Here is a 19,643-nt window from a genome sequence, read left to right on the forward strand (position 1 = left end):
CTTGGCGCCAGCGCGACCAGCCCCGTCAGGTCCCGGTGACCGGCGGTGCCGAAGCCGCGCCGGCCTCGTACAGGGCGTGGGCCGCGCGCAGTACCAGGTCGTCGCGGTGGCGGGCGGCCACGAGCTGCAGGCCGACCGGGAGGCCGTCACCGTCCTTGCCGACGGGGACCGAGGCGGCCGGCTGCTGGGTCAGGTTGAACGGGTACGTGAACGGGGTCCAGCCGGTCCAGCGCCGGAAGGCGGAGCGGGCCGGCACCTCCGGCCCCGCCTCGAACGCCGTCACCGGCAGGGTCGGTGTCACCAGCAGGTCGTAGCGCTCGTGGAAGCGGCCCATGCGGCGGCCGAGGTCCATGCGGACGTCCACCGCGGCCAGATAGTCCAGCGCGCTGTACCGGGCGCCCTGGACGCAGATCTCGCGCAGACCGGGGTCCAGGAGCTGGCGGCGGCGCGGGGAGAACCGCTCGGTGAGGCGGGCCGCTCCGCTGAACCACAGGACGTGGAACGCCTCCACCGGCTCGCTGAAGTCGGGGTCCGTCTCCTCGACGTACGCACCGAGGTCCGCCAGGCGCGCCACCGCCCGCCGGACGGCCGCCGCGACCGCCGGCTGGACCGCGACCTGGCCGCCGAGGGACGGGGAGTACGCCACCCGCAGTCCCCGTACGCCCCCCTCCAGCGCCTTGCTGAAGGGGCCCGCAGCGGGCGGCAGCGCGGACCAGTCGCGCGTGTCGGGCGCGGCGATGACGTCCAGCAGCAGGGCCGCGTCCGCCGCGTCCCGGGTCAGGGGACCCGCGTGCGACAGCGTGCCGAACGGGCTCGCCGGGTAGAGGGGCACCCGGCCGTACGTGGGCTTCAGGCCGAAGACGCCGCAGAACGAGGCCGGGATACGGATGCTGCCGCCGCCGTCCGTGCCCAGCGACAGAGGGCCCGCGCCGAGCGCCACGGCCGCCGCGCTCCCCCCGCTGGAGCCGCCCGCGGTGCGCGAGGGGTCGTGCGGGTTGCGGGTGATGCCGGTGAGGGGGGAGTCCGTCACGCCCTTCCAGCCGAACTCGGGGGTCGTCGTCTTGCCGAGGAAGACGGCACCGTGCTCGCGCAGGCGGGCCACCGAGGGCGCGTCCTCGGTCCAGGCGCCCTGCTCGGAGACCGTCTTAGAGCCGCGCAGGGTCGGGTGGCCGCGCATCAGGAGGAGGTCCTTCACCGTCACCGGCACCCCGTCGACCAGCCCGGCCGGCTCACCGCGCCGCCAGCGTTCCGCCGACTCCCGCGCGCGTGCCAGCGCGTCCTCCTCGGTGAGCCGCACGAACGGGTTCACCCCCGGCCGGCTCCGCCGCGCCCGCTCCAACGCCTGCTCGGTCGCCTCCACGGGACTGAACTCGCCCTTGCGGTAACCATCGAGGAGTTGTACGGCGGTGAGGTCGGTGAGCTGCATGCACCCTCCAAGGGGGGTCAGTGACCGGGGACGTAACCACGCTGTTTGTCGACCACGTTCACCAGTGATCTGCCCGCCGCCCAGCGGTCGTACAACTCGACGAACTGCGCGCCCAGTTCGTCCCGCCAGCCGACCGTGTCGCCACTCATGTGCGGGGAGACGATCAGCCCCGGCAGGGTCCACAACGGGCTGTCGTCGGGCAGGGGTTCGGTGGTGAACACGTCCAGTGCGGCGCCCGCGATCCAGCGCCGGGCCAGGGCGTCGGCGAGGGCCTCCTCGTCCACCAGGGCACCCCGCCCGACGTTGACGAAGAACGCCGACGGCTGCATCACGCCGAACCGGCGGCGGTCGAACATGCGGTAGGTCTCCTCGGTGAGCGGGGCCGCCGCGATCACCCAGTCCGCGCGGGAGATCAGCCGGTCCAGGTCGGCCGGGCCGTGGATGCCGGTCCGTGGCACCCGCCCGACCAGCGCCGTCGTCACGCCCAGCGCCTTCAGGGTACGGACGATCGCCCGGCCGATCGGGCCCGAGCCGACCACGCACGCGCGCGTGCCCGCCACCCGCCGGCCCTCCCGGTGCCGCCAGGTCCGCTCCCGCTGGTACTCCAGCGTGCGCGGCAGGTCCTTGGCGACCGCCAGCACCAGGGCCGCCACGTACTCGGCGATCGGCTGGTCGAAGATCCCGCGCGCGTTGGTGACCACCGTGCCGGACGCGGCGAGTTCCGGGCACATCAGATGGTCCACGCCCGCGCTCGCCGTGTGCACCCAGCCCGGCCTGGGCCCGTCCCCCGGCCAGGCCTCGCGGACCGCGGACGAGGTGAAGTCCCAGACCAGGAGCACGTCCGCGGCCGGCAGCCGCTCGGCCAGGTGGGCGGCGTCGGTGTGCACGAGCCGGGCGCGGCCGGTGAGCCGGCCGAGCCGGGGCGGCGGCTCGGCGTCCAGGACGAGGACGGTGGGGAGGGTCGTCATACGGGGCGGCTCCCGGCGTCTGTCAGACGTCTGACGTATGCGGTGACATGCGCGGATTGACCACGCTCGCACCCGAATCTACCTTCGTCAACACGGGCGTACTCGCGATCCGTTGCCCACTCGTCTCCCAGCGTGAGGCCGGTGCCAGCCATGGACGTCTCCTTTCTCGGCGGCCCCCGCCCCCAGCGCGGTGTCGGCGTGGTGGCTCCCTTCGACTTCGCCCTCGACCGCGAGCTGTGGCGCTGGGTGCCCGACGAGGTGTCGCTGCATCTGACCCGGACCCCGTTCGTGCCGGTGGAGGTGAGCCTGGACCTGGCCCGGCTGGTGAGCGAGCACGAGACCCTCGGTGACGCCGTGCGCGCGCTGACCGCCGTCGCGCCCGAGGCCGTCGCCTACGCCTGCACCTCCGGCAGCTTCGTCGGCGGGATCGCCGGGGAACGGGCGATGCGCGCGGCGATGAGCCTGGCGGGCGCGCCACCCTCCGTGACCACCTCCGGTGCGCTGCTGGAGGCGCTGGCCGAGCTGCGGGTACGACGGGTCGCGCTGGTCACGCCGTACACGGTGTCCGTGACCCGGGCGCTGGAGGAGTTCGTCGCCGAGGCGGGGGTGCGGGTCGCCGGCTGTGCCTTCATGGGGCTGACCCGGCACATCTGGCAGGTGCCGTACCGGGACGTCGTCGCCATGGCGCGGCAGGCGGTCGTCCGTCCCGGCGCCGCCGACGCGCTGTTCATCTCCTGCACCAACCTGCCGACGTACGACGTGATCCCCCAGCTGGAGGCCGAGCTGCGCATCCCGGTCCTGTCCGCCAACCAGGTCACGATGTGGGCTGCGCTGCGCCGACTGGGTACCCGAGCCGTGGGGCCCTATCAGGCGCTGCTGGACGAGGCCGCGCGTGCCTGGCCCCCGGTACTGCCGGAAGAGACGCAGGAAGGCTGGACATGACCGCACTCGGATTCCTCTACCCGGGCCACTCCGCCGAGGACGACTATCCACGCATCGAGCAGCTCCTGGGCAGCGACATCCGGGTGGATCTGGTCCACACCGACATCGGTGAGGACGCGCACCGGGTGGCGTCGCTGCGCGAGATGGGGTCCGCCGAGCGGCTCGCGGCGGGCATGGAGGGGCTGCGGCTGACCGGTGCCGAGACGGTGGTGTGGGCCTGCACCAGCGGCGGCTTCGTGCACGGCTGGGAGGGCGCGCAGGAGCAGGTGCGCACACTCGCCCGGCTGGCCGGGATGCCCGCGTCCTCGACGTCGTTCGCCTTCGTGCACGCGGCCCGGGAGATCGGCGTACGGCGGGTCGCGGTCGGGGCGACCTATCCGGAGGACGTGGCCGCGCTGTTCGCGGACTTCCTGAGGGCCGGGGGCCTGGAGGTGGCCGGGATGCGGTCGTCCGGGATCGTCACGGCCGCGGAGGTCGGCACGTGGGGCGAGGAGGACGTGCTGACGCTGGCGCGGGCGGCGGACGTCCCGGACGCGGAGGCGATACTGCTCCCGGACACGGCCCTGCACACGGTCGCGCATCTGTCGTTGCTGGAGAAGGCGCTGTCCAAGCCGGTGCTCACGGCTAACCAGGTCACGGTGTGGGAGGGGCTGCGGCTCGCCGACCGCCGGGTGAACGCGCCGGCACTGGGGACGCTGTTCACGAGGGAGCCGATCGTCCAGGTCCGCTGACCGGCGGGAGGGGAGAGGAATAAGCGGAGACCGCCTCCTGTTACGGCACCTCAGGACAGCCACGCCACAAACAGGAGGCCCACACCGTGTCGGCAGACGAGATCCGGGGCACGACGCACGGGACCGCCCCCGTCCCCCTCTCCGTACTGGACCTGGTGACCGTCGGCGCGGGCAGTACCGCCACCGACGCCCTGCGCACCAGCGTGGCGCTGTCCCGGCTGACGGAGGCGCGCGGCTTCCACCGGTACTGGGTCGCCGAGCACCACTCCATGCCCGGCGTGGCCTCCTCCTCGCCCGCCGTGATCCTCGCCCACCTCGCCGCCCGCACCGACCGCATCCGGCTCGGCTCGGGCGGCGTCATGCTGCCCAACCACGCCCCGCTGGTGATCGCCGAGCAGTTCGGCACGCTGGAGGCGATGGCGCCGGGGCGGATCGACCTGGGCCTCGGCCGGGCGCCGGGCACGGACGGGGCCACGGCCGCCGCACTCCGCCGTACCGACACGCTCGACGAGGGCGCCGACGACTTCCCTCAGCAGCTCGCGGAGCTCATCCGCTTCCTGGACGACGACTTCCCCGACGGGCATCCGTACCGGCGTGTCCACGCGATCCCCGGCCCGGTGCAGGGCAGCGCCCCGGGCGGTGTCCAGTCCCCGCACCGGCCGCCGGTCTGGCTGCTCGGCTCCTCCGGCTTCAGCGCCCGCCTGGCCGGAATGCTGGGCCTGCCGTTCGCCTTCGCGCACCACTTCTCGGCGCAGAACACGATCCCGGCCCTGGACCTGTACCGGCAGACCTTCCGCCCCTCCGCGGTCCTGGACGAGCCGTACGCCCTCATCGGTGTCTCCGCCCTCGCCACCGACGACGCGCGCGAGGCCCGCCGCCAGACCCGCGCGGTGGCCCTGAACATGCTCCGGCTGCGCACCGGACGGCCGGGCCTGTTCCCCGACCCGGACGAGGCCGAGAAGCACGAGTTCGGCCCGATGGAGGAGGAGTTCATCACCTCCTGGACGGCCAACATCGTGCACGGCACCGCCGACGAGGTCCGCTCGGGCCTGGACGATCTGCACAAGCGCACGGGCGCCGACGAACTGATGCTGGTCAGCCACGCCCACCGCGGTGAACTGCGCCTGCGTTCCTACGAGTTGATCGCCAACGCCTACGGGTTGCCGACCGCGTAGGTCTGCTCGCCGAGGAGTTCGGAGATACGATCCGGCGGCACCGGGCGGGAGTACAGCCAGCCCTGGCCGGTGTCGCAGCCGATGCGGCGCAGCCGGGTGGCCTGGGCGGAGGTCTCCACGCACTCGGCGGTGACGGTGATGCCGAGCCGGTGGGCGAGCTGGATCATCGCCTCGACGATGACCATGTCGGCGGGGTTGGCGGGGATCGCGGGGTTCTTGTCGGCCTCGTACTGGAAGCCGCGCACGAAGGACCCGTCCAGCTTCAGTGTCGAGACCGGCAGCCGGCTGAGGTAGGCGAGGTTCGAGTAGCCGGTGCCGAAGTCGTCGATGGCGATGCGCACGCCCATGTCGCTGAGCGCCTGCAGGGCCTGCAGCGGCCGGCCGGCCGAGCCCATCACCGCGGACTCGGTCAGCTCCAGCTGCAGCAGATGCGGAGCCAGTCCGGTCTCGGCCAGGACCTCCGCCACGTCGGCCACCAGGTCGGAGTCCCACACCTGCCGTACGGCCACGTTGACGCTGACGAAGATGGGCGGCTCGTCGGGATGGTCCAGCTGCCAGCGACGGGCCTGGCGGCAGGCGGTGTTCAGCGCCCAGCGGCCGAGTTGCACGATCGAGCCGTCCTCCTCGGCCAGTCCGATGAACCGATTCGGCGTCAGTGTGCCGAACTGAGGATGATTCCAGCGGATCAACGCCTCGACGCCGGACAGGCGTCCGTCCTCCATGCCCACCAACGGCTGGTATTCGAGCGCGAATTCGTCGCGGTCGATGGCGGGGCGCAGAGTGGACGACAGGGCCTGGCGGGTCATCCGGTGCGCGTTGCGCTCGGGGTCGAACAGGGTCCAGCGGCCCTTTCCGTCGGCCTTCGCCCAGTACAGGGTCGTGTCCGCGGCCTGCATCAGGCCGGTGGCCGTCGTACCCGCCGCGTGCCGTTCGACGACCCCGATGGAGGCGGTCAACGACAGCCGCTGCCCGGCCAGATCGAAGGGTTCCTCCAGCGCCTTCAGCGCCGACTCGGCGAGTTCGGCGAGCTGCTCGGTGCCGGTGGAGTCCTCCACGAGCAGGGCGAACTCGTCGCCGCCGAGGCGGGCCACCAGCGGGGTCACGGCGCGGGCGTAGCCGGCCTCGTCGGCCACCCGGGTCAGGCGCTCGGCGACGGCCGCGAGCAGCCGGTCGCCGACGCGGTGGCCGAGGGTGTCGTTGACCGCCTTGAAGCCGTCGAGGTCCAGGTAGCACAGGCCGATCCGGCCGGTGCCGCTCTGCTCGTACGACTCCGCCTCCAGCGCGGCCGACAGCCGCTCGAAGAACAGCGTGCGGTTGGGCAGCCGGGTCACCGGGTCGTGCATCTGCAAGTGCCGCAGCCTCGCCTGGAGTTCACGGCGGGCGCTGATGTCGGCGACGGACAGCAGCACCCCGGCCTCCCCGCTCAGGGGGGCCACGGTCACCTGCACCCACAGCGAGTGCCCCTCGGGATGTTTCAGCCGGCGGGTGCAGCGCAGCTTCGCCTGCCGGCCGCGCAGCACCTCGCGGTAGGCGTGCCAGCTGCGGGTGTCCGAGGCCAGGTCCACCAGGTCGGCGGCGACCCGCCCGGTGAGCGTGTCCGGATCGGTGCCGAGCAGCTCGCCGAAGGCCGCGTTGGCGCCGGTGACGAGTCCGGCGCTGTCCACGACGGCCATGGCGAGCGGGGCCGTCGCGAAGACACGGTGGTAGGTGGTGTGGTCACTGTCTGTGACGGCTGACCGGTCGAGGTCTGCCGCGGGCGTCGGCCCTTCGGACGTTCCGCTCACCGCTCGCTCCCGCAGTGCACTCGATCGATGTCCGTGCCGGAAAGTGTGCCGATCATAGAGGCTGGCCCCGGGCCCTTCCAGCCGGTGTCCAGTGTCCCGGACCGAACACCGGTTCTGACAGATCGTTTCTGCCCGCGCCTGGACGGGTTCTTCAGGCCCCCGACCAGTTGTGACGTTCCGTGAGTGTTCCGGGGTGTCGGGCGCCGGAGCGCGCCGGAGCAATCAGGGGGCGCACTCACCCTTGTGGTGCAGGTAAACAGGGCATAACGCAACACATCACAGCAATCTGGATGCTGGTCCCGCCGAACCGCGTCCGGAGGTCATGTCCGTGCCCAAGCTGCGCAGCACCGCCGCCGTGTGCACCACGCTGTCGGCGCTCGCCGCGACGTCGATCCTCAGCGGCCCGTCGGTCGCCGAACCCTTCTCCACCACCCCCTGCGCCCTGCACCGCACCGACGCCCACCACTCCGAGGGCGTCGACACCTGGAACACCGGCTACACCCGCCCCACCGGCGTGCTCGACGCCGTGATGGTCTTCCTGTCCTTCCCGGACTCCGCCCCGCGCACCACCCCCGCCCAGCTGGCCGCCGACCACTTCCCGGCCACCAGCCGCTACTTCGAGCAGGCCTCCTACGGCAGGTTCACCCTCCGCCCGCACCCGGTGAAGCAGTGGCTGCGCATGCCCCGGCCGTCCACGGCGTACGCCATAAGGCGGGACTGGAGCGTGGAGGACCGGGCCGCCTATCTGCGCGACGCGTTCTCGGTGGCCGACCGGGAGGTCGACTTCTCCCGCTACCAGGTCGTGTACCTCGTCGCGGACCCGGACGCACCCGGCGTCGACTCGGACGCCACGAAGGTCGTGAACCTCGACACGCCCGTGCACGCGGACGGCACGGACATCCGCCGGGTCGTCACGGTCTTCGAGAAGCACCCGCCGGACCGCCTCGTCCTCGCCCACGAGACCGGCCACGTGTTCGATCTGCCGGACCTCTATCACCGCCCCGTCGACGGCAAGGGCGACTGGGACACCTACGTCGGCGACTGGGACCTGATGGGCAGCCAGTTCGGCCTCTCGCCCGACCTGTTCGCCTGGCACAAGTGGAAACTGGGCTGGCTGGATCCGCGCCAGGTGATGTGCGTGCGCGGCGCGGGGTCGACCCGGCTGACCCTGGAACCGCTGGAGGCCGGCCCGGAAATCCCGGCGCTGGGCACGGCGGGCGCCCCGGCCTTCGGTCTCGGGCACGGGGTGAAGCTGGCCATCGTGCGCACCGGGCCCGACAGCGCCCTGGGCTTCGAGGCGCGCGGCCCGGCCGGCAACGACCGGGCGGGCTGCCGGCAGGGGGTGCTGGTGTACCGGATCAGGAGCGGGGCGGAGTCCGGCGGCGGCCCGGTGGAGGTGGTGGACGCCCACCCGCACACCGAGGGCTGCTGGGAGGACTCGGTCTACCCGCCCCTCGCCGACGCCCCGGTCGCCCTCGGCGAAAGCTTCACCGTGCCCGGGCAGGGCGTACAGGTGGAGGTGGAGGGGAGAACGGCGTCGGGGGCGTGGACGGTACGGATCACGCCGCGCGTCGCCGGCTGATGCCGGCTGGATGTGCATACGAAAACGGCGGGCCGGATTCTTTCGAACCGGACCCGCCGTTTCCTTCGCGTGCGCCGCCAGGGACTCGAACCCCGGACCCGCTGATTAAGAGTCAGCTGCTCTAACCAACTGAGCTAGCGGCGCCTGCTGACGTCGTAGACCTTAGCATCCTGGTCGGCGGGAGGAAAAATCGAAATCCGTACGGCCGCGCGGGCCGCCCGTACGGCCGCCCAGAGCACCACCTCGGGGCCCGGCAGCCAGGGGTGGCGCGTGTCCGGGGCGACCAGCCAGCGGGCGGTACCGGCGCCGTCGTCCCCGGTGGGGGCCGGGACGGTCACCGCGTCGCCGGTGCCGTGGCACAGCAGCGGCGGCACCGCCTCCGTGCGGTTCGAGCCCCATTCCTCCCACGCCAGCAGCGAGGGCAGCCGCTGGGCCGTGCCCGGCGCGGCGAACAGCAGCACGCGGCCCCGGAACACCGCGACCGGCCCCGAGCCCGGGCCGTCGTCCCAGAGCCGGTCCAGCATCCGGCGGCCGAAGATCGCCGGCGCGCTCACCACGTCGAAGACGGTGCCGCAGGGCAGGACGACAGGGGCGTCCGGGCGCTCCTCCCAGAGAGCGAGCGTGCTGCGTGGATACGTTGCCGCCGAAGCGAGCCAGTCGACTCCGTCGGAGGTGACCCGGGTGACGTGCGGTGCGCTGCTCATGCCACCCAGGTGTACCCGGGGTGAGCGGGCCGTTCTTCTGAGTTGCCGAAACTCGGGACAGGGGCGGTGGGGGAGGAGTATCTTGCCCCCCTGGCATATGCCAGACGGGTTAATCGCGGGCTCCGTGTTGACGCGGCCTGGGGGTCACACGGGGTCGGGGTCACACGGGGTCGGCGGTCGTCCGGCCCTCGGTGTTGCCGCGCAGGAGGTCCCGCCCGAACTCGACCATCCTCTTCGCGTAGTCCTCGGTCCACTCCGCGCGCTCGGCGATGTCCGCCGGGGTCAGCCGGTCGAACCGGCGCGGGTCGGCGAGCTGGGCCGCCGCGACGGCCTGGAACTCCACGGCCCGGTCGGCGGCCGCGCGGAACGCCTGGGTCAGCTCCGTGGCCCGGGCCAGCAGCGCCCGCGGATCCTCGATCGACTCCAGGTCGAAGAAGTGCTCGGGATCGGAGGCCGCCTCCGCGGGCTCGAAGATCAGAGGCGCGGGGCGTAGCCGCGGTTCGTTACGACGCGGCGTGGGCTCCGCCATGTCTTGTCTCCTCCTCGTACGGTTCGCTGGGCACCGCCTTCAGGTGGGCCACCGTCCATTGTCCCGCGCGGGCGCAAGGCCCCCTCATGGCCGCCGGTTCACACGGTGTTCCGTCAGACGGGCCGACAGGACCGCGTGGTTCGCCTCCCAGCCGTCCGGGCTGTTTCCCGTGGCCGCCTGCGGCGGTTGGTGCGGGGTGGCGCTGATCCTGTGCCTTGGCAGGTGCCGGGGGAGTGGTCAGGGTCGCCAGATCACCCGGTGTTCGGACCAGTGGTCCCATGTGGACATCATCGCCTCCCAACCGTCCGGAAACTTCACCAGTGTGCCCAGCTGGACCGGTTCCGTGGACGGGTAGGAGTCCAGGAGGTCGCTCACGCCCGCGCGGCAGACCACGATGCAGGCGTGGCGGTGCCGGGAGGCCAGGACGCACAGGCGGCCGGTCTCCAGGTGGAAGGCCGTGGCGTCGGGGCGGCCGGACAGCGGGTGCAGGACGACCGTGATGTCGTACTCCCGGCCCTGGAGACGGTTCGCGGTGTCGACCGTGACCCCCGCCACGCCCAGCTCGGCCAGGGCCGCGCGGACCGCCGCCGCCTGGTCGCGGTGAGCGGTGCCGACGGCGATGCGGTCGGCCGTGAGGGGGGTGGGGGCCGAGGACCGTTCCGAGGCCGCCGCGCCGCCCCTGTCCAGCAGACGGCGTACGACCGTCGCCACCGCCCGCACCGCCTCCGGGTCCGTGCGCGGGGTGTGCCGCGCGGGCAGTTCCAGCAGGCCCCAGCCGGATTCCGCCGCCTCGTCGATCACCTGGTCCGGGCCGGAGCCGTCGGAGGCGACGGCGAAGGCGAGGCGGCGGTCGCCGTGACCGGTGCCGCTGCGGAACGGCGTGTAGGGGTAGAAGGCGTCCGAGACCAGGGGCGCCGCGGAGGCCGGCAGGCGCCAGGAGACGGGCAGGCGGTGCTGGGGCAGGCCGGGGTTGTGGGCCAGGAGGGTGGTCACGGCGGACGCCGAGGGGTCGTACGACAGGCCCGCCCACTGCTCGCTGCCGACGACCGCGAACGGGTCCAGCTGGCCGGGGTCGCCGACGAACAGCGCCCGCTCGAAGAGCCCCGCCACGGCCAGCAGGGAGTCGGAACGCATCTGGTACGCCTCGTCCACGATCGCGTGCCGCCACGGCTCGTCGACCTTCACATGCGCCCACTTCGCCGCCGTGGACAGCACGACCGGCAGGCCGTTCAGGTCGGCCGCCTTCGCTGACGTGCGCACCTGCGGCAGATCGTCCAGCGCCTTGTCGTAGGCGTCGGTGTCGCTGCTGTGCAGCCGGCCGACCGGCAGATCCGGGTTCTTCTCGGCGAGCCGGAGCACGAGATCGTCCACCTGGGCGTTCGTCTGTGCCACCACCATCAACGGGCGGCCCGCCCCGGCCAGTTCCAGGGCCGCGCGGACCACCAGCGTCGACTTGCCCGCGCCGGGCGGGGAGTCCACGACCACACCGCGCTCGCCGCCGTGCAGGGTGTCGTGGAGGATCGCGTCGGTGGCGCGGGCGGCGGCGGCCCCGGGATCGAAGTCGACGGTCGTCACAGCACGTCCTCCGCGGTCACGGTGTCGGGTGCCTCCGGTACGGCCTCACCCGGCGGGCCGCCGTGTGTCCACGGGGTCTCCTCCGGGTCGGGCAGCTTCGCGCCACCGCGCTGCTCGTGCTCGAAGAGGGTGAAGCACACCCGGTCGCCCTTCTCCGGCACCGACCCGGGCTCGGGCTCCTTGCCGCGCCCCATCTTGTCCACGATCCGCAGCACGACGGCGTCCTCCGAGTCGTGTCCGACGAACTCCGCCGACTGCGGCTTGCCGCCCAGCGAGCGGTACACCTTCGCGCGCTCGGCGAGATGCGGCCGGTCGTCCGTGCGGACCGTCACCAGCGGGCGCGGGCTGGGCCGCCTGCCCTCGCTGTACGCCATCACGACATCGGTCACCTCGCCCGTGAACGCCTCCCCGGCCAGCCGCCGCCCCGCCATCACCAGCGGATCGTCCAGCGCCTCCTGCGCCTCCAGCCGGCCCTGCTCGCGCTCGCGCGTGGCCAGCTTGTTCGCCGCCGTCACCGCGTCGTCCCGGCGCGGCTGCGGGGGCTCGCCCGCCAGCACCCGGTCGCGGTGGCCGGTGAACGACCAGCGGTCCCGGGTCCAGCGCTCCTCGACGTGTGCCCCCTCCGGCAGCGCCCGCAGCAGGTCCAGGCCCCGCCACACCGCGTCCCAGGTGGGCCGGGTGCGGCTTTCCACCAGGTCGCGGATCTCCCGCTCGGCCGCCGTGAGCGCGGCCAGCCGGTCGTCGGCGGCCGGGGCGTCCTCGGCGGCGGCGAGTGCCCCGCGCGCGCGGTCGTAGCGCTCGATCGCCGGGGCCAGCAGCTTGTTGTCGAACGCCGGGTCGGTGGCGGGACCGGCCGGCGGGCACAGCAGCTGGCCGGTCGCGTCCCGCGCCAGCTCGGCCCGGTGCGCGGCCTCGGTGCCGGAGGTGCCCTCGGGAGGGTCGATCCAGGCGAGCAGCGCCCCGAGGTGCTGGTCCTCCAGACCGGACTGGCCAGTCGCCCAGTGCCGGGACAGGAGATCGGTCAGGGCCAGCAGGAGCGAGGACCCCGGGACCCGGGACCGCTCGCCGTAGTGGGTCAGCCAGCGGCCCAGCAGCGGCACCCGGGGCGGCGCCGGGTAGGGCGCCTCCGGGTCCTGCTCGGCGGTACGGCGGAACCGCATCGAGCGGCCCAGCAGCCGTACGAAGTCCAGGCCCGCGCGGCTCGGCACGATCAGCTGGGGCGCGTCCGCGCACAGTTCCACCTCGACCTTGACCCGTTTGCCGGTCTCCGGGTCGGTCTCCGTGCGCTCGGCGGCCTCCACGGCCTCGGCACAGGAGTCGATGTACGGCAGGACGACGTCGGCCAGGTCGGCGAGGAACGTGAAGCGCAGGTCGCGGTCGCGGGGCTGCGGTACGACCAGCAGACGCGGCGCGTCCCGGTCGGTGCCGACGAGCGCGCCGAGCGGGGCGCCGGCCTCACCGGCGGTGGTGAGCGGTACGAACACCAGGGGGCGCGTGGACAGATGCCGGTGCCGGACGGTCGCGGCGGGCTGGGCCCGGCCGGTGGCGACCGCCTCGAGCCGGGCCAGGGTGGTGATCAGGGACACGGGGCGGCCTCCCGGTGAGCCGCGTCCGCCAGTGCCTCCGCGCGCAGGACGGCCGCCCGGCGCAGCGCCGCGACCGCGGGGTCGTCCGGGTCGCCGGTCTCGCCGCGGGCCGCCGCGAGGACGTCCCCGACCGTGGTCAGACCGCCCAGTTCGGCGCGCAGGGGACGGCCGAGACGGGTGACGGTGCCCTCCGCGCGGGAGCGTTCCCGGCAGTGGAAGGCCAGCTCGCACGCGGACAGGCACTCGGGCGCGTACGCCGCCGGGACCGCCTCCACGGCCGCCGTCAGCTCCTCGGCGCCCCGGTCGGGCGCGAAGCACAGGCCCTCGGGCAGAGCCCTGGCGATCTCCTCGATCCGGGTGAGCCGGGCCAGCTGACGGGCGGTGACCGCGCGCTGCTTGCGGACGTCCACGGCGGAGCCGGCGGGCAGGTTCGAGAAGTCCTTCGGACACACCAGCAGGATCCGGTGGTGCACGCGCGCAGGGGCGTCGAGACGCGCCGCGACCTCCTCCAGCGCCAGGACGTACACCGCCGCCTGCCGGGCCGCCGCGCCGACCTTCGCCGGGTCCGCCGAGCCGTCCAGCAGGGGGAAGGACTTGATCTCCACCACCGACCAGCTGCCGTCCGGGTGCACCACCACCGCGTCCGGCTCCAGGAAGGCGAGCGAACCGGCCACGTCCAGCGCCAGCATCGGATGGTCCAGCAGGGTCCAGCCGCCCGCGCGCGTGGCCTCGCGCAGCGCCAGCGCCGTGCGCGCCGTACGCCCCTCGGGGCCGTGCGCGGTCAGATCGGGTACGGCGGCCCCTTGCGGCGCCGCGGCGTCCGGGTCGAGGCGGGCGTGCGCCAGCCGGAGCAACTCGGCGCCGCCGTCGGCCTTCACCTTCGCCTCGAACGCGTTCCCGCGCGTCAGCGCGAACTGCGACTGACCGAACGCGGACGGCGCGCCCAGCGCACCCGCCAGCCGCGCCTTGTCCACCCCGGCGCCGTCCAGGATCGCGCGCCGGGCGCACCCGGGGTTCGCGGCGAGCGCCGCCAGGGCGCGCGCGTCCAGGGCCTTGGCCGGTACGTCGGGACCGCGCAGCTCAGCGAGCCGGTGTCGGAGCCTGTTCTCCCGCGTCGCTGCGGGAGGTGTCCGGTTCGGCCCCGGCGTCGAGCTGCGACTGGCGCTGCCGTGGAATTCGCTCACCCGCGGAAGTCTGGCATCCGGCACTGACAATCGGGGACCCGGTGCCGTCCGTGACCGGGGTGCGGCGCGGGAACAGCCGGGGCAGGCGGGCCCGGAGCAGGTCCAGGGCCCGCATCACGGGCGACGCCAGCAGGAGGCCGGCGCCCATCACGGCGACACCCGCGACCGCGTCGAGGAAGTAGTGGTTGGCGGTGCCCATGACCACCAGCGCGGTCCCCAGCGGGTAGCCGACGGCGAGGACCTTCGAGAGGCGGGTCCGGCCGTGGCGCCACAGCATCACCCCGCACCACAGCGCCCAGCCGACGTGCAGGCTCGGCATCGCGGCGTACTGGTTGGTCATCCCGCCCATGCCGCGCGGCGCGCTCGCCTCGCCGCCCCACCAGCCGTACGAGCTGTAGTGCGCCATGGTGTCCACGAAGCCGTGGCCGGCGGAGAGCAGCCGGGGCGGGCAGGTGGGCAGCAGCGTGAAGCCGATCAGGCCGATGAACGTGGACGCCATCAGCCAGGTGCGGGCCCGCCGGTAGTGCTCGGCGTGGGCCCGGAACAGCCAGATCAGGAGTGCGGGCGTGACCAGGTAGTGCAGCGAGGCGTACCAGAAGTCCGCCGGCACACCGAGCCAGGGCTCGCGCGTGAACACGCGGTTGAGGGGGTGCTCCGCGTTGAGGTGCAGGGCCTTCTCGAAGCGCAGGATCGCCAGGCCGTGGTCGACGGCGGAGGAGACGTCACCGCGGGCGAGGAGGCGGCCGGCCGAGTAGCAGCCGTAGACCAGGAGGATCAGTGGCAGCTCGGTCCACCAGCGCAGCCGGGTTCGCGGGGTCACCTCGGTGCCCGGTGTCTCGGTCTGCGGCATCCGATCGCCCTCCCCCTTCTGCAGTGCGGCGCGCCCTCGGAGGGCGACCGTGCCACCTTACGGTGTCCGTATCTCGCCGTTGAGGGCGCTCCGGCCCACAAAGACGTCGAGATCGCCCTCCGGGTTGCCCCGAGCGGGTGTGAGCGATGATGGAGAGGTCCTCCCTTGTCGTTCTCGCGGCGTCCCTGTGGCGTCCACCTCCCGGAAAGGCCTCCCATGGCACCGCGCATCCTGCTGGCCCGGCACGGGCAGACGGAATGGTCGCTGTCCGGCAAGCACACCGGCAGGACCGACGTGCCGCTGCTGGAGGAGGGCCGGCGGGGAGCCAAGCTGCTCGGCGAGCGACTGCACCGCCCTCCGCTGGACGGGCTGCCGGGCGTGGAGGTGCGCACCAGTCCGCTGGTACGCGCGCGTGAGACGTGCGAACTGGCCGGCTTCGGGGACCGGGCCACCGCGTGGGACACGCTCCTGGAGTGGGACTACGGCGCCTACGAGGGGATGACGCCGGCCGAGATCCAGGCCGTGCGGCCGGGGTGGCTGATCTGGCGGGACGGTGTGCCGCAGGGCGAGAGCCTCGCCGAGGTGACCGCACGTGCGGACGAGGTGGTCTCCTGGGCCCGCTCGTCCGACCGCGACGTCCTGGTCTTCGCCCACGGGCACATCCTCCGCTCCATAGGCGCGCGGTGGCTGGGCCTGCCGCTGGACTTCGCGGCACGGATACGGCTGAACCCGACCTCGCTGTCCGTCCTGGGCTGGGCCTACGGGGAGCCGGCGATCGAGAGCTGGAACGACTTGGGGCACTTGGCGGGGTAATCGGAATGCGGGGGCTGGGCAGCGTCCCGGAACGGCGCGGGGAACTGCGCGGGCAACCCCCACGCACCTGGCCCGGCGACCACCGGCAGGCCCTCCCCGGACCGCTTACGCCCTCCCCGTCCTCGGCACGGAAGCGTGCCGGTCCAGGAACTCCGACACCCCCGACGCCCGCCGGTGAGGCAACAGCACCCGAGCCGTCCCCGCCAGCATCGCCTGGATGCGGGAGGACTGGACCTGGTCCAGCAGGGCCAGCACCCGCAGCCCGGCCGCGGCCGCCTCGTCGGGACGGCCCTCGCGGGCCAGGTCGTCGGCCAGCTCGGCCATGTACAGGGCGATGTTCCGCGTGAAGTGCGGATCCTGCAGATGCGCCGCCCGGCGCGCGTGCCGGGACGCGCGCCGCCAGTCACCCAGCGTGGACCAGCACTGCGCTTCGAGCCCCTCCAGTTCGGCCTCGCCGTAGAAGCTCATCCACTCGGGGTCGGCGTCCGAGCGGCCCCGGGCGAAGAGCGTCTGGGCCCGGACGAGTGCCTGTTCACAGCCCGTGCGGTCGGCGAGCCCCGCCCAGCCGCCGGCTTCGCGCAGCGCGAGCAGGGACATCAGACGCGCCGAGCCCAGCGGAGCGGCGGCGCGCTGGGCGGCCTGCGCGGCACGGACCGCCTCCCGGGGGCGGCCGGCGTCCCGCGCCAGGAACGCGGTGTTGCAGAAGGCGTGTGCCTCCAGTGCCGGGTCCCCGGTCATCCGGGCCGTGGCCAGCGCCTCCGCGTAGTGCGAGCGGGCGTCGTCGAAGCGGCCGGAGTCGTGCGCCAGCCAGCCCACGGAGATGGCGAGTTCACCGGCGCCCGAGTGGAGCCGGTCGGCGGTGGTCTGCCGGGTCGCGCCGGCGTCCAGCAGCGCGTAGGCCGCGCGCAACGGAGCCGCCGCGCGCCGGTACAGGCCGTCCGCGCCGTGCCGGTCGTCGAGCAGCCGGATCCGGCGGACCGCCTCCTCCAGGGCGGCCGCCTCGGGAGTTCCGGGCCGGCGCGCGGTCCGGACCGCGGCCGCGGCGTCCGTGGTGAGCCCCAGCGGGCCCAGCGTGGCGGCGGCCACCGTGGCGCCCCCGCCGGTCATGAATGCGCGACGCAGCACGTCGCTCTCCTCGTGGTTCAGATGGTCTTTCGCGTACGGCTCGTGCGGGCCGTACGGGTCCTGCGTGTCATACGGTTCGAACGCCGCCGGAGTCTCACCGGCCCCCTGGCCCGCACCGGTGATCAGCGCTTCGGACGTGTCCGCCGTCGGCCGCGCCGCGCGCCCGCGGACGGACGAGCGGGGCGCGAAGCCGAGGTCGGTGAGCGTGCGACCGGGGAACATATGCAGGAACACCCGTTCGTACGCGTAGTTCGGGCAGCGGATCTCGCCCGCCTCGACCCTGCCGACGTAACGCGCGTCACAACTGACCCGCTCACCGATCTCGCGCGCGGCACGGCGTACCAGTGCCGCGAACTCGGCCGGTGAACGACTGCCGCGCAGGTGCCGGAAGGCGAGGTTCGGCCGGGGTGGCCGTTCGGGCTGTGACGCGGTCTCGGTTGACGACGCCATGGCCGGGTCCTCTCGTGCGAACCGTCGAACCATGCCGGATCCGGGACGGATTCGGGACGAGTTGTCCGAGTGACGCCCTGGTTCCGGCGGGCATGAACGTACCTGCTGTGAAGGCCCCGCCACGCTGTGTTTGGCTACAAACCGGATATCTCATCCACGATCTGCCATGAACTGCCATCCTTTGCGGCGCACTTGTGCCGTAGCCGTTGACGCGTTCACGCGTTGGACCCCGTGGACCGCAACAGGGCTGTGTGGTGGAGGCCGGCATGGAGACCAGCCAGAGCAACGAACCTTGTACCTCGCCGTCGTCGGCCGTGCAGACCGAGGCGGCGGCGTCGGCCTGCGACCTGGTGACGGTACCGGCCCGGCAGGGCCTCGAGGCGGTCGACATCCTGCGGCGCGGCGCCGGCGACGCGATGGGGCCCGTGCTGCACGACGGCAGCTGCGCCACCCTCGGCTTCCTGGTTCCGGCCGGCACGGCGGCCTGCTGGGACGTGCCGGGCAGCACCTGCACGGAGACGGACGGGCGCGGACTCAGGCTCGACCCCGAGCCACCGGTCGAGGGCTCCGACTGGCTGCTGCCGCCGGGTGAGGCCGACCTCGCCACCGACCCGGTGGTGCTGCGCCGGGCCCTCGGGGAGGCGGCCCGGATGATCGAGGCGGCCGACAGCCGCCGGTGAGGCGGCCGCCCGGACGGGCTGCGAAAATGGTCCGATGGGCAGGTCCAGGAGCACACGGCGGACACGGGACACGCGGCGCGGGCCGGCCGCCGTCGAAGCCGTCGTGGAGGCGGTCGACGGCGGGCTCGCACAGCTCGTACCCGACCCGGACCGCAGCCGGGCCTGGACCCTGCTGATCGACGGCGCGCCCCAGTCGCACGTCGACCTGGACGACCCCGCGTATCTCTCCTTCGAGTACCAGCGCCGGCTCGGCCATGTCATCGACCTTCTCGCCCCGCCCGGCAAGCCCGTGCACGCCGTGCACCTCGGCGGCGGCGCGTTCACCCTCGCCCGGTACGCCGCCGCGACCCGCCCCCGGTCCACCCAGCAGGTCGTCGAGCGCGACGCGGCCCTGGTCCAACTGGTCCGCCGCGCGTTGCCGTTGGACCCGAACGCGCGGGTCCGGGTGCGCTCGGCGGACGCCCGCGCGGGGCTGGCGAAGGTCCCGGACGGGTGGGCGGACCTGGTCATCGCGGACGTCTTCAGCGGCGCCCGCACCCCCGCCCACCTCACCTCCACCGAGTTCCTGGACGAGGTCCGCCGGACCCTGAAGCCGTCCGGGGTCTACGCCGCCAACCTGGCCGACGGCCCGCCGCTCGCCCATCTGCGCGGCCAGATCGCCACCGCCGCCGCCCGGTTCGCCGAACTCGCCCTGATCGCCGACCCGGCCGTCCTGCGCGGCAAACGCTTCGGCAACGCCGTCCTGGTCGCCTCCGACGCCCCGCTCCCGCTCGCCGACCTCACCCGCCGGGCCGCCTCCGACCCGCACCCGGGCCGGGTCGAACACGGCAGGCCGCTGAGGGACTTCACCGGCGGCGCACTCCCGGTGACGGACGCCACGGCGGCGGCCTCCCCGGCCCCACCACCCTCGGTGTTCCGCTGACGCGCCGCACCGGGCGGTCAGGGGACTCCACTGCCCCCGTCCAGTCGTCCTTCTCCGCCCGGGGCTGCGACCAGGACCCTCAGTAGGTCCCCACCTCCACCCGCGGCGGCCCGTCGTGCCAGGTGCAGAACACCGACACCCGGTCGGTGCCCCTGCTGAACTCCACGCGGATCCACGTCTGTGTCTTCCACACCTGCATCGACCAGCCGGTCCCCGGCGTCGCCGACACGAGGGTGGCGCTGGACGCGCCCAACTCGAACACCGCCCGGCCGCCGTCGGTGTCGTAGGACTTGACCCGGCCGGACGCGGACGCCGACGCGGTGGAGTGGCTCGGCGTGCGGGGGGACGCCGAGGGCGTGGCCGGAGGTCGCTTCGACGGGGACGGCCGGCGCGTCGGCGGGGGCAGCGCCTTCGTGCCCCGCGCGGTGGCATCGGTGTTTGTGACGGGCAGGGCGCGCGGCGGGTCGTACGCCGTGCCCGCCATCACCGTGTGCACGCCCCACCACGACAGCGTGACCGCCGCTCCCGTCGCGAGCAGCCACGCCAGTACGTGTACGAGTCCTCTGCGCATCGCGGGCCATACTGCCTCACGGTCACCGCGGTGCGCACATGCTCCG

At 73.7% G+C, this 19,643-nt stretch carries 18 protein-coding genes and 1 tRNA gene; 7 read left to right on the top strand and 12 right to left on the bottom strand.

All coding sequences use genetic code 11. The annotated features are described in order from the left end of the window. Positions 1 to 25: 25 nt before the first annotated feature. Together ACWC94_RS03360 and ACWC94_RS03365 are read right to left on the bottom strand one after the other, a co-directional pair. Complete coding sequence (locus ACWC94_RS03360) at positions 26 to 1,426, bottom strand: amidase (RefSeq protein WP_450794675.1); 1,401 nt, start codon at positions 1,424 to 1,426, stop codon at positions 26 to 28. 17 nt (positions 1,427 to 1,443) lie between these two features. After that, complete coding sequence (locus tag ACWC94_RS03365; RefSeq protein ID WP_450794676.1) at positions 1,444 to 2,394, bottom strand: D-2-hydroxyacid dehydrogenase; 951 nt, start codon at positions 2,392 to 2,394, stop codon at positions 1,444 to 1,446. A gap of 150 nt (positions 2,395 to 2,544) precedes the next feature. Between ACWC94_RS03365 and ACWC94_RS03370 the strand changes: the two genes are divergently transcribed. From ACWC94_RS03370 to ACWC94_RS03380, 3 genes are all read left to right on the top strand, one after another. Then, on the top strand, positions 2,545 to 3,336 hold the full coding sequence (locus ACWC94_RS03370; protein WP_450794677.1) for a maleate cis-trans isomerase family protein: 792 nt from the start codon (positions 2,545 to 2,547) through the stop codon (positions 3,334 to 3,336). Further along, entirely contained in the window at positions 3,333 to 4,067 is a 735-nt protein-coding gene (locus ACWC94_RS03375; RefSeq protein WP_450794678.1) for a maleate cis-trans isomerase family protein, read from the top strand. Before ACWC94_RS03370 ends, ACWC94_RS03375 begins: the two co-directional genes overlap by 4 nt. Positions 4,068 to 4,153: 86 nt before the next feature. Next, positions 4,154 to 5,242, top strand: coding sequence for an LLM class flavin-dependent oxidoreductase (locus ACWC94_RS03380; protein ID WP_450794680.1), 1,089 nt, complete (start codon positions 4,154 to 4,156; stop codon positions 5,240 to 5,242). Here ACWC94_RS03380 and ACWC94_RS03385 read toward each other — a convergent pair. Continuing rightward, complete coding sequence (locus ACWC94_RS03385; RefSeq protein WP_450794681.1) at positions 5,221 to 7,026, bottom strand: putative bifunctional diguanylate cyclase/phosphodiesterase; 1,806 nt, start codon at positions 7,024 to 7,026, stop codon at positions 5,221 to 5,223. The genes ACWC94_RS03380 and ACWC94_RS03385 overlap by 22 nt on opposite strands. 322 nt (positions 7,027 to 7,348) lie before the next feature. Here ACWC94_RS03385 and ACWC94_RS03390 point away from each other — a divergent pair, with 322 nt between their 5' ends. Continuing rightward, positions 7,349 to 8,608 (top strand): M6 family metalloprotease domain-containing protein, encoded by a 1,260-nt coding sequence (locus ACWC94_RS03390; protein ID WP_450794682.1) that lies wholly within the window; start codon positions 7,349 to 7,351, stop codon positions 8,606 to 8,608. Between the two features lie 70 nt (positions 8,609 to 8,678). Here the strand turns inward: ACWC94_RS03390 and ACWC94_RS03395 are convergent. The 7 genes from ACWC94_RS03395 to ACWC94_RS03425 all read right to left on the bottom strand — a co-directional run bounded on the left by ACWC94_RS03395 (position 8,679) and on the right by ACWC94_RS03425 (position 15,036). Next, positions 8,679 to 8,752 (bottom strand) — tRNA-Lys (locus ACWC94_RS03395). Next, positions 8,743 to 9,312 (bottom strand): bifunctional DNA primase/polymerase, encoded by a 570-nt coding sequence (locus ACWC94_RS03400; protein WP_450794683.1) that lies wholly within the window; start codon positions 9,310 to 9,312, stop codon positions 8,743 to 8,745. Before ACWC94_RS03400 ends, ACWC94_RS03395 begins: the two co-directional genes overlap by 10 nt. 160 nt (positions 9,313 to 9,472) lie before the next feature. Beyond that, the gene (locus ACWC94_RS03405) at positions 9,473 to 9,841 is read right to left on the bottom strand and encodes a hypothetical protein (RefSeq protein WP_450794684.1); all 369 of its coding nucleotides are present in this window, start codon (positions 9,839 to 9,841) and stop codon (positions 9,473 to 9,475) included. A 237-nt stretch (positions 9,842 to 10,078) separates the two neighbouring features. Further along, on the bottom strand, positions 10,079 to 11,416 hold the full coding sequence (locus tag ACWC94_RS03410) for an AAA domain-containing protein (protein ID WP_450794685.1): 1,338 nt from the start codon (positions 11,414 to 11,416) through the stop codon (positions 10,079 to 10,081). Further along, the gene (locus tag ACWC94_RS03415) at positions 11,413 to 13,002 is read right to left on the bottom strand and encodes a hypothetical protein (protein ID WP_450794686.1); all 1,590 of its coding nucleotides are present in this window, start codon (positions 13,000 to 13,002) and stop codon (positions 11,413 to 11,415) included. The genes ACWC94_RS03410 and ACWC94_RS03415 overlap by 4 nt, the downstream gene beginning before the upstream one ends. Further along, positions 12,993 to 14,081 (bottom strand): hypothetical protein, encoded by a 1,089-nt coding sequence (locus tag ACWC94_RS03420; RefSeq protein ID WP_450795011.1) that lies wholly within the window; start codon positions 14,079 to 14,081, stop codon positions 12,993 to 12,995. Before ACWC94_RS03420 ends, ACWC94_RS03415 begins: the two co-directional genes overlap by 10 nt. Before the next feature lies 1 nt (position 14,082). Further along, entirely contained in the window at positions 14,083 to 15,036 is a 954-nt protein-coding gene (locus ACWC94_RS03425; protein WP_450794687.1) for a phosphatase PAP2 family protein, read from the bottom strand. A gap of 216 nt (positions 15,037 to 15,252) precedes the next feature. Between ACWC94_RS03425 and ACWC94_RS03430 the strand changes: the two genes are divergently transcribed. After that, positions 15,253 to 15,849 (top strand): histidine phosphatase family protein, encoded by a 597-nt coding sequence (locus ACWC94_RS03430; protein ID WP_450794688.1) that lies wholly within the window; start codon positions 15,253 to 15,255, stop codon positions 15,847 to 15,849. 105 nt (positions 15,850 to 15,954) lie between these two features. Here the strand turns inward: ACWC94_RS03430 and ACWC94_RS03435 are convergent, their stop codons facing one another. Next, entirely contained in the window at positions 15,955 to 17,424 is a 1,470-nt protein-coding gene (locus tag ACWC94_RS03435; RefSeq protein WP_450794689.1) for a hypothetical protein, read from the bottom strand. Positions 17,425 to 17,690: 266 nt separating this feature from the next. Between ACWC94_RS03435 and ACWC94_RS03440 the strand changes: the two genes are divergently transcribed. Both ACWC94_RS03440 and ACWC94_RS03445 read left to right on the top strand, forming a co-directional pair. Beyond that, a complete protein-coding gene (locus tag ACWC94_RS03440; protein WP_450794690.1) occupies positions 17,691 to 18,104 on the top strand; it encodes a hypothetical protein in 414 nt (137 codons plus the stop codon). A gap of 34 nt (positions 18,105 to 18,138) precedes the next feature. Further along, a complete protein-coding gene (locus tag ACWC94_RS03445) occupies positions 18,139 to 19,026 on the top strand; it encodes a spermidine synthase (RefSeq protein WP_450794691.1) in 888 nt (295 codons plus the stop codon). 79 nt (positions 19,027 to 19,105) lie between these two features. On the opposite strand, the gene ACWC94_RS03450 is transcribed toward ACWC94_RS03445, so the two are convergent. Next, complete coding sequence (locus tag ACWC94_RS03450; protein ID WP_450794692.1) at positions 19,106 to 19,597, bottom strand: hypothetical protein; 492 nt, start codon at positions 19,595 to 19,597, stop codon at positions 19,106 to 19,108. Positions 19,598 to 19,643: the final 46 nt, after the last annotated feature.

Source organism: Streptomyces sp. NPDC001135 (assembly GCF_053598395.1).

Coding starts and splice junctions, on each gene's coding strand:
- ACWC94_RS03430 (WP_450794688.1), top strand. CDS start 15,253: ATGGCACCGCGCATCCTGCTGGCCCGGCACGGGCAGACGGAATGGTCG.
- ACWC94_RS03390 (WP_450794682.1), top strand. CDS start 7,349: ATGTCCGTGCCCAAGCTGCGCAGCACCGCCGCCGTGTGCACCACGCTG.
- ACWC94_RS03375 (WP_450794678.1), top strand. CDS start 3,333: ATGACCGCACTCGGATTCCTCTACCCGGGCCACTCCGCCGAGGACGAC.
- ACWC94_RS03400 (WP_450794683.1), bottom strand. CDS start 9,312: ATGAGCAGCGCACCGCACGTCACCCGGGTCACCTCCGACGGAGTCGAC.
- ACWC94_RS03370 (WP_450794677.1), top strand. CDS start 2,545: ATGGACGTCTCCTTTCTCGGCGGCCCCCGCCCCCAGCGCGGTGTCGGC.
- ACWC94_RS03360 (WP_450794675.1), bottom strand. CDS start 1,426: ATGCAGCTCACCGACCTCACCGCCGTACAACTCCTCGATGGTTACCGC.
- ACWC94_RS03365 (WP_450794676.1), bottom strand. CDS start 2,394: ATGACGACCCTCCCCACCGTCCTCGTCCTGGACGCCGAGCCGCCGCCC.
- ACWC94_RS03450 (WP_450794692.1), bottom strand. CDS start 19,597: ATGCGCAGAGGACTCGTACACGTACTGGCGTGGCTGCTCGCGACGGGA.
- ACWC94_RS03425 (WP_450794687.1), bottom strand. CDS start 15,036: ATGCCGCAGACCGAGACACCGGGCACCGAGGTGACCCCGCGAACCCGG.
- ACWC94_RS03445 (WP_450794691.1), top strand. CDS start 18,139: ATGGGCAGGTCCAGGAGCACACGGCGGACACGGGACACGCGGCGCGGG.
- ACWC94_RS03435 (WP_450794689.1), bottom strand. CDS start 17,424: ATGGCGTCGTCAACCGAGACCGCGTCACAGCCCGAACGGCCACCCCGG.
- ACWC94_RS03440 (WP_450794690.1), top strand. CDS start 17,691: ATGGAGACCAGCCAGAGCAACGAACCTTGTACCTCGCCGTCGTCGGCC.
- ACWC94_RS03405 (WP_450794684.1), bottom strand. CDS start 9,841: ATGGCGGAGCCCACGCCGCGTCGTAACGAACCGCGGCTACGCCCCGCG.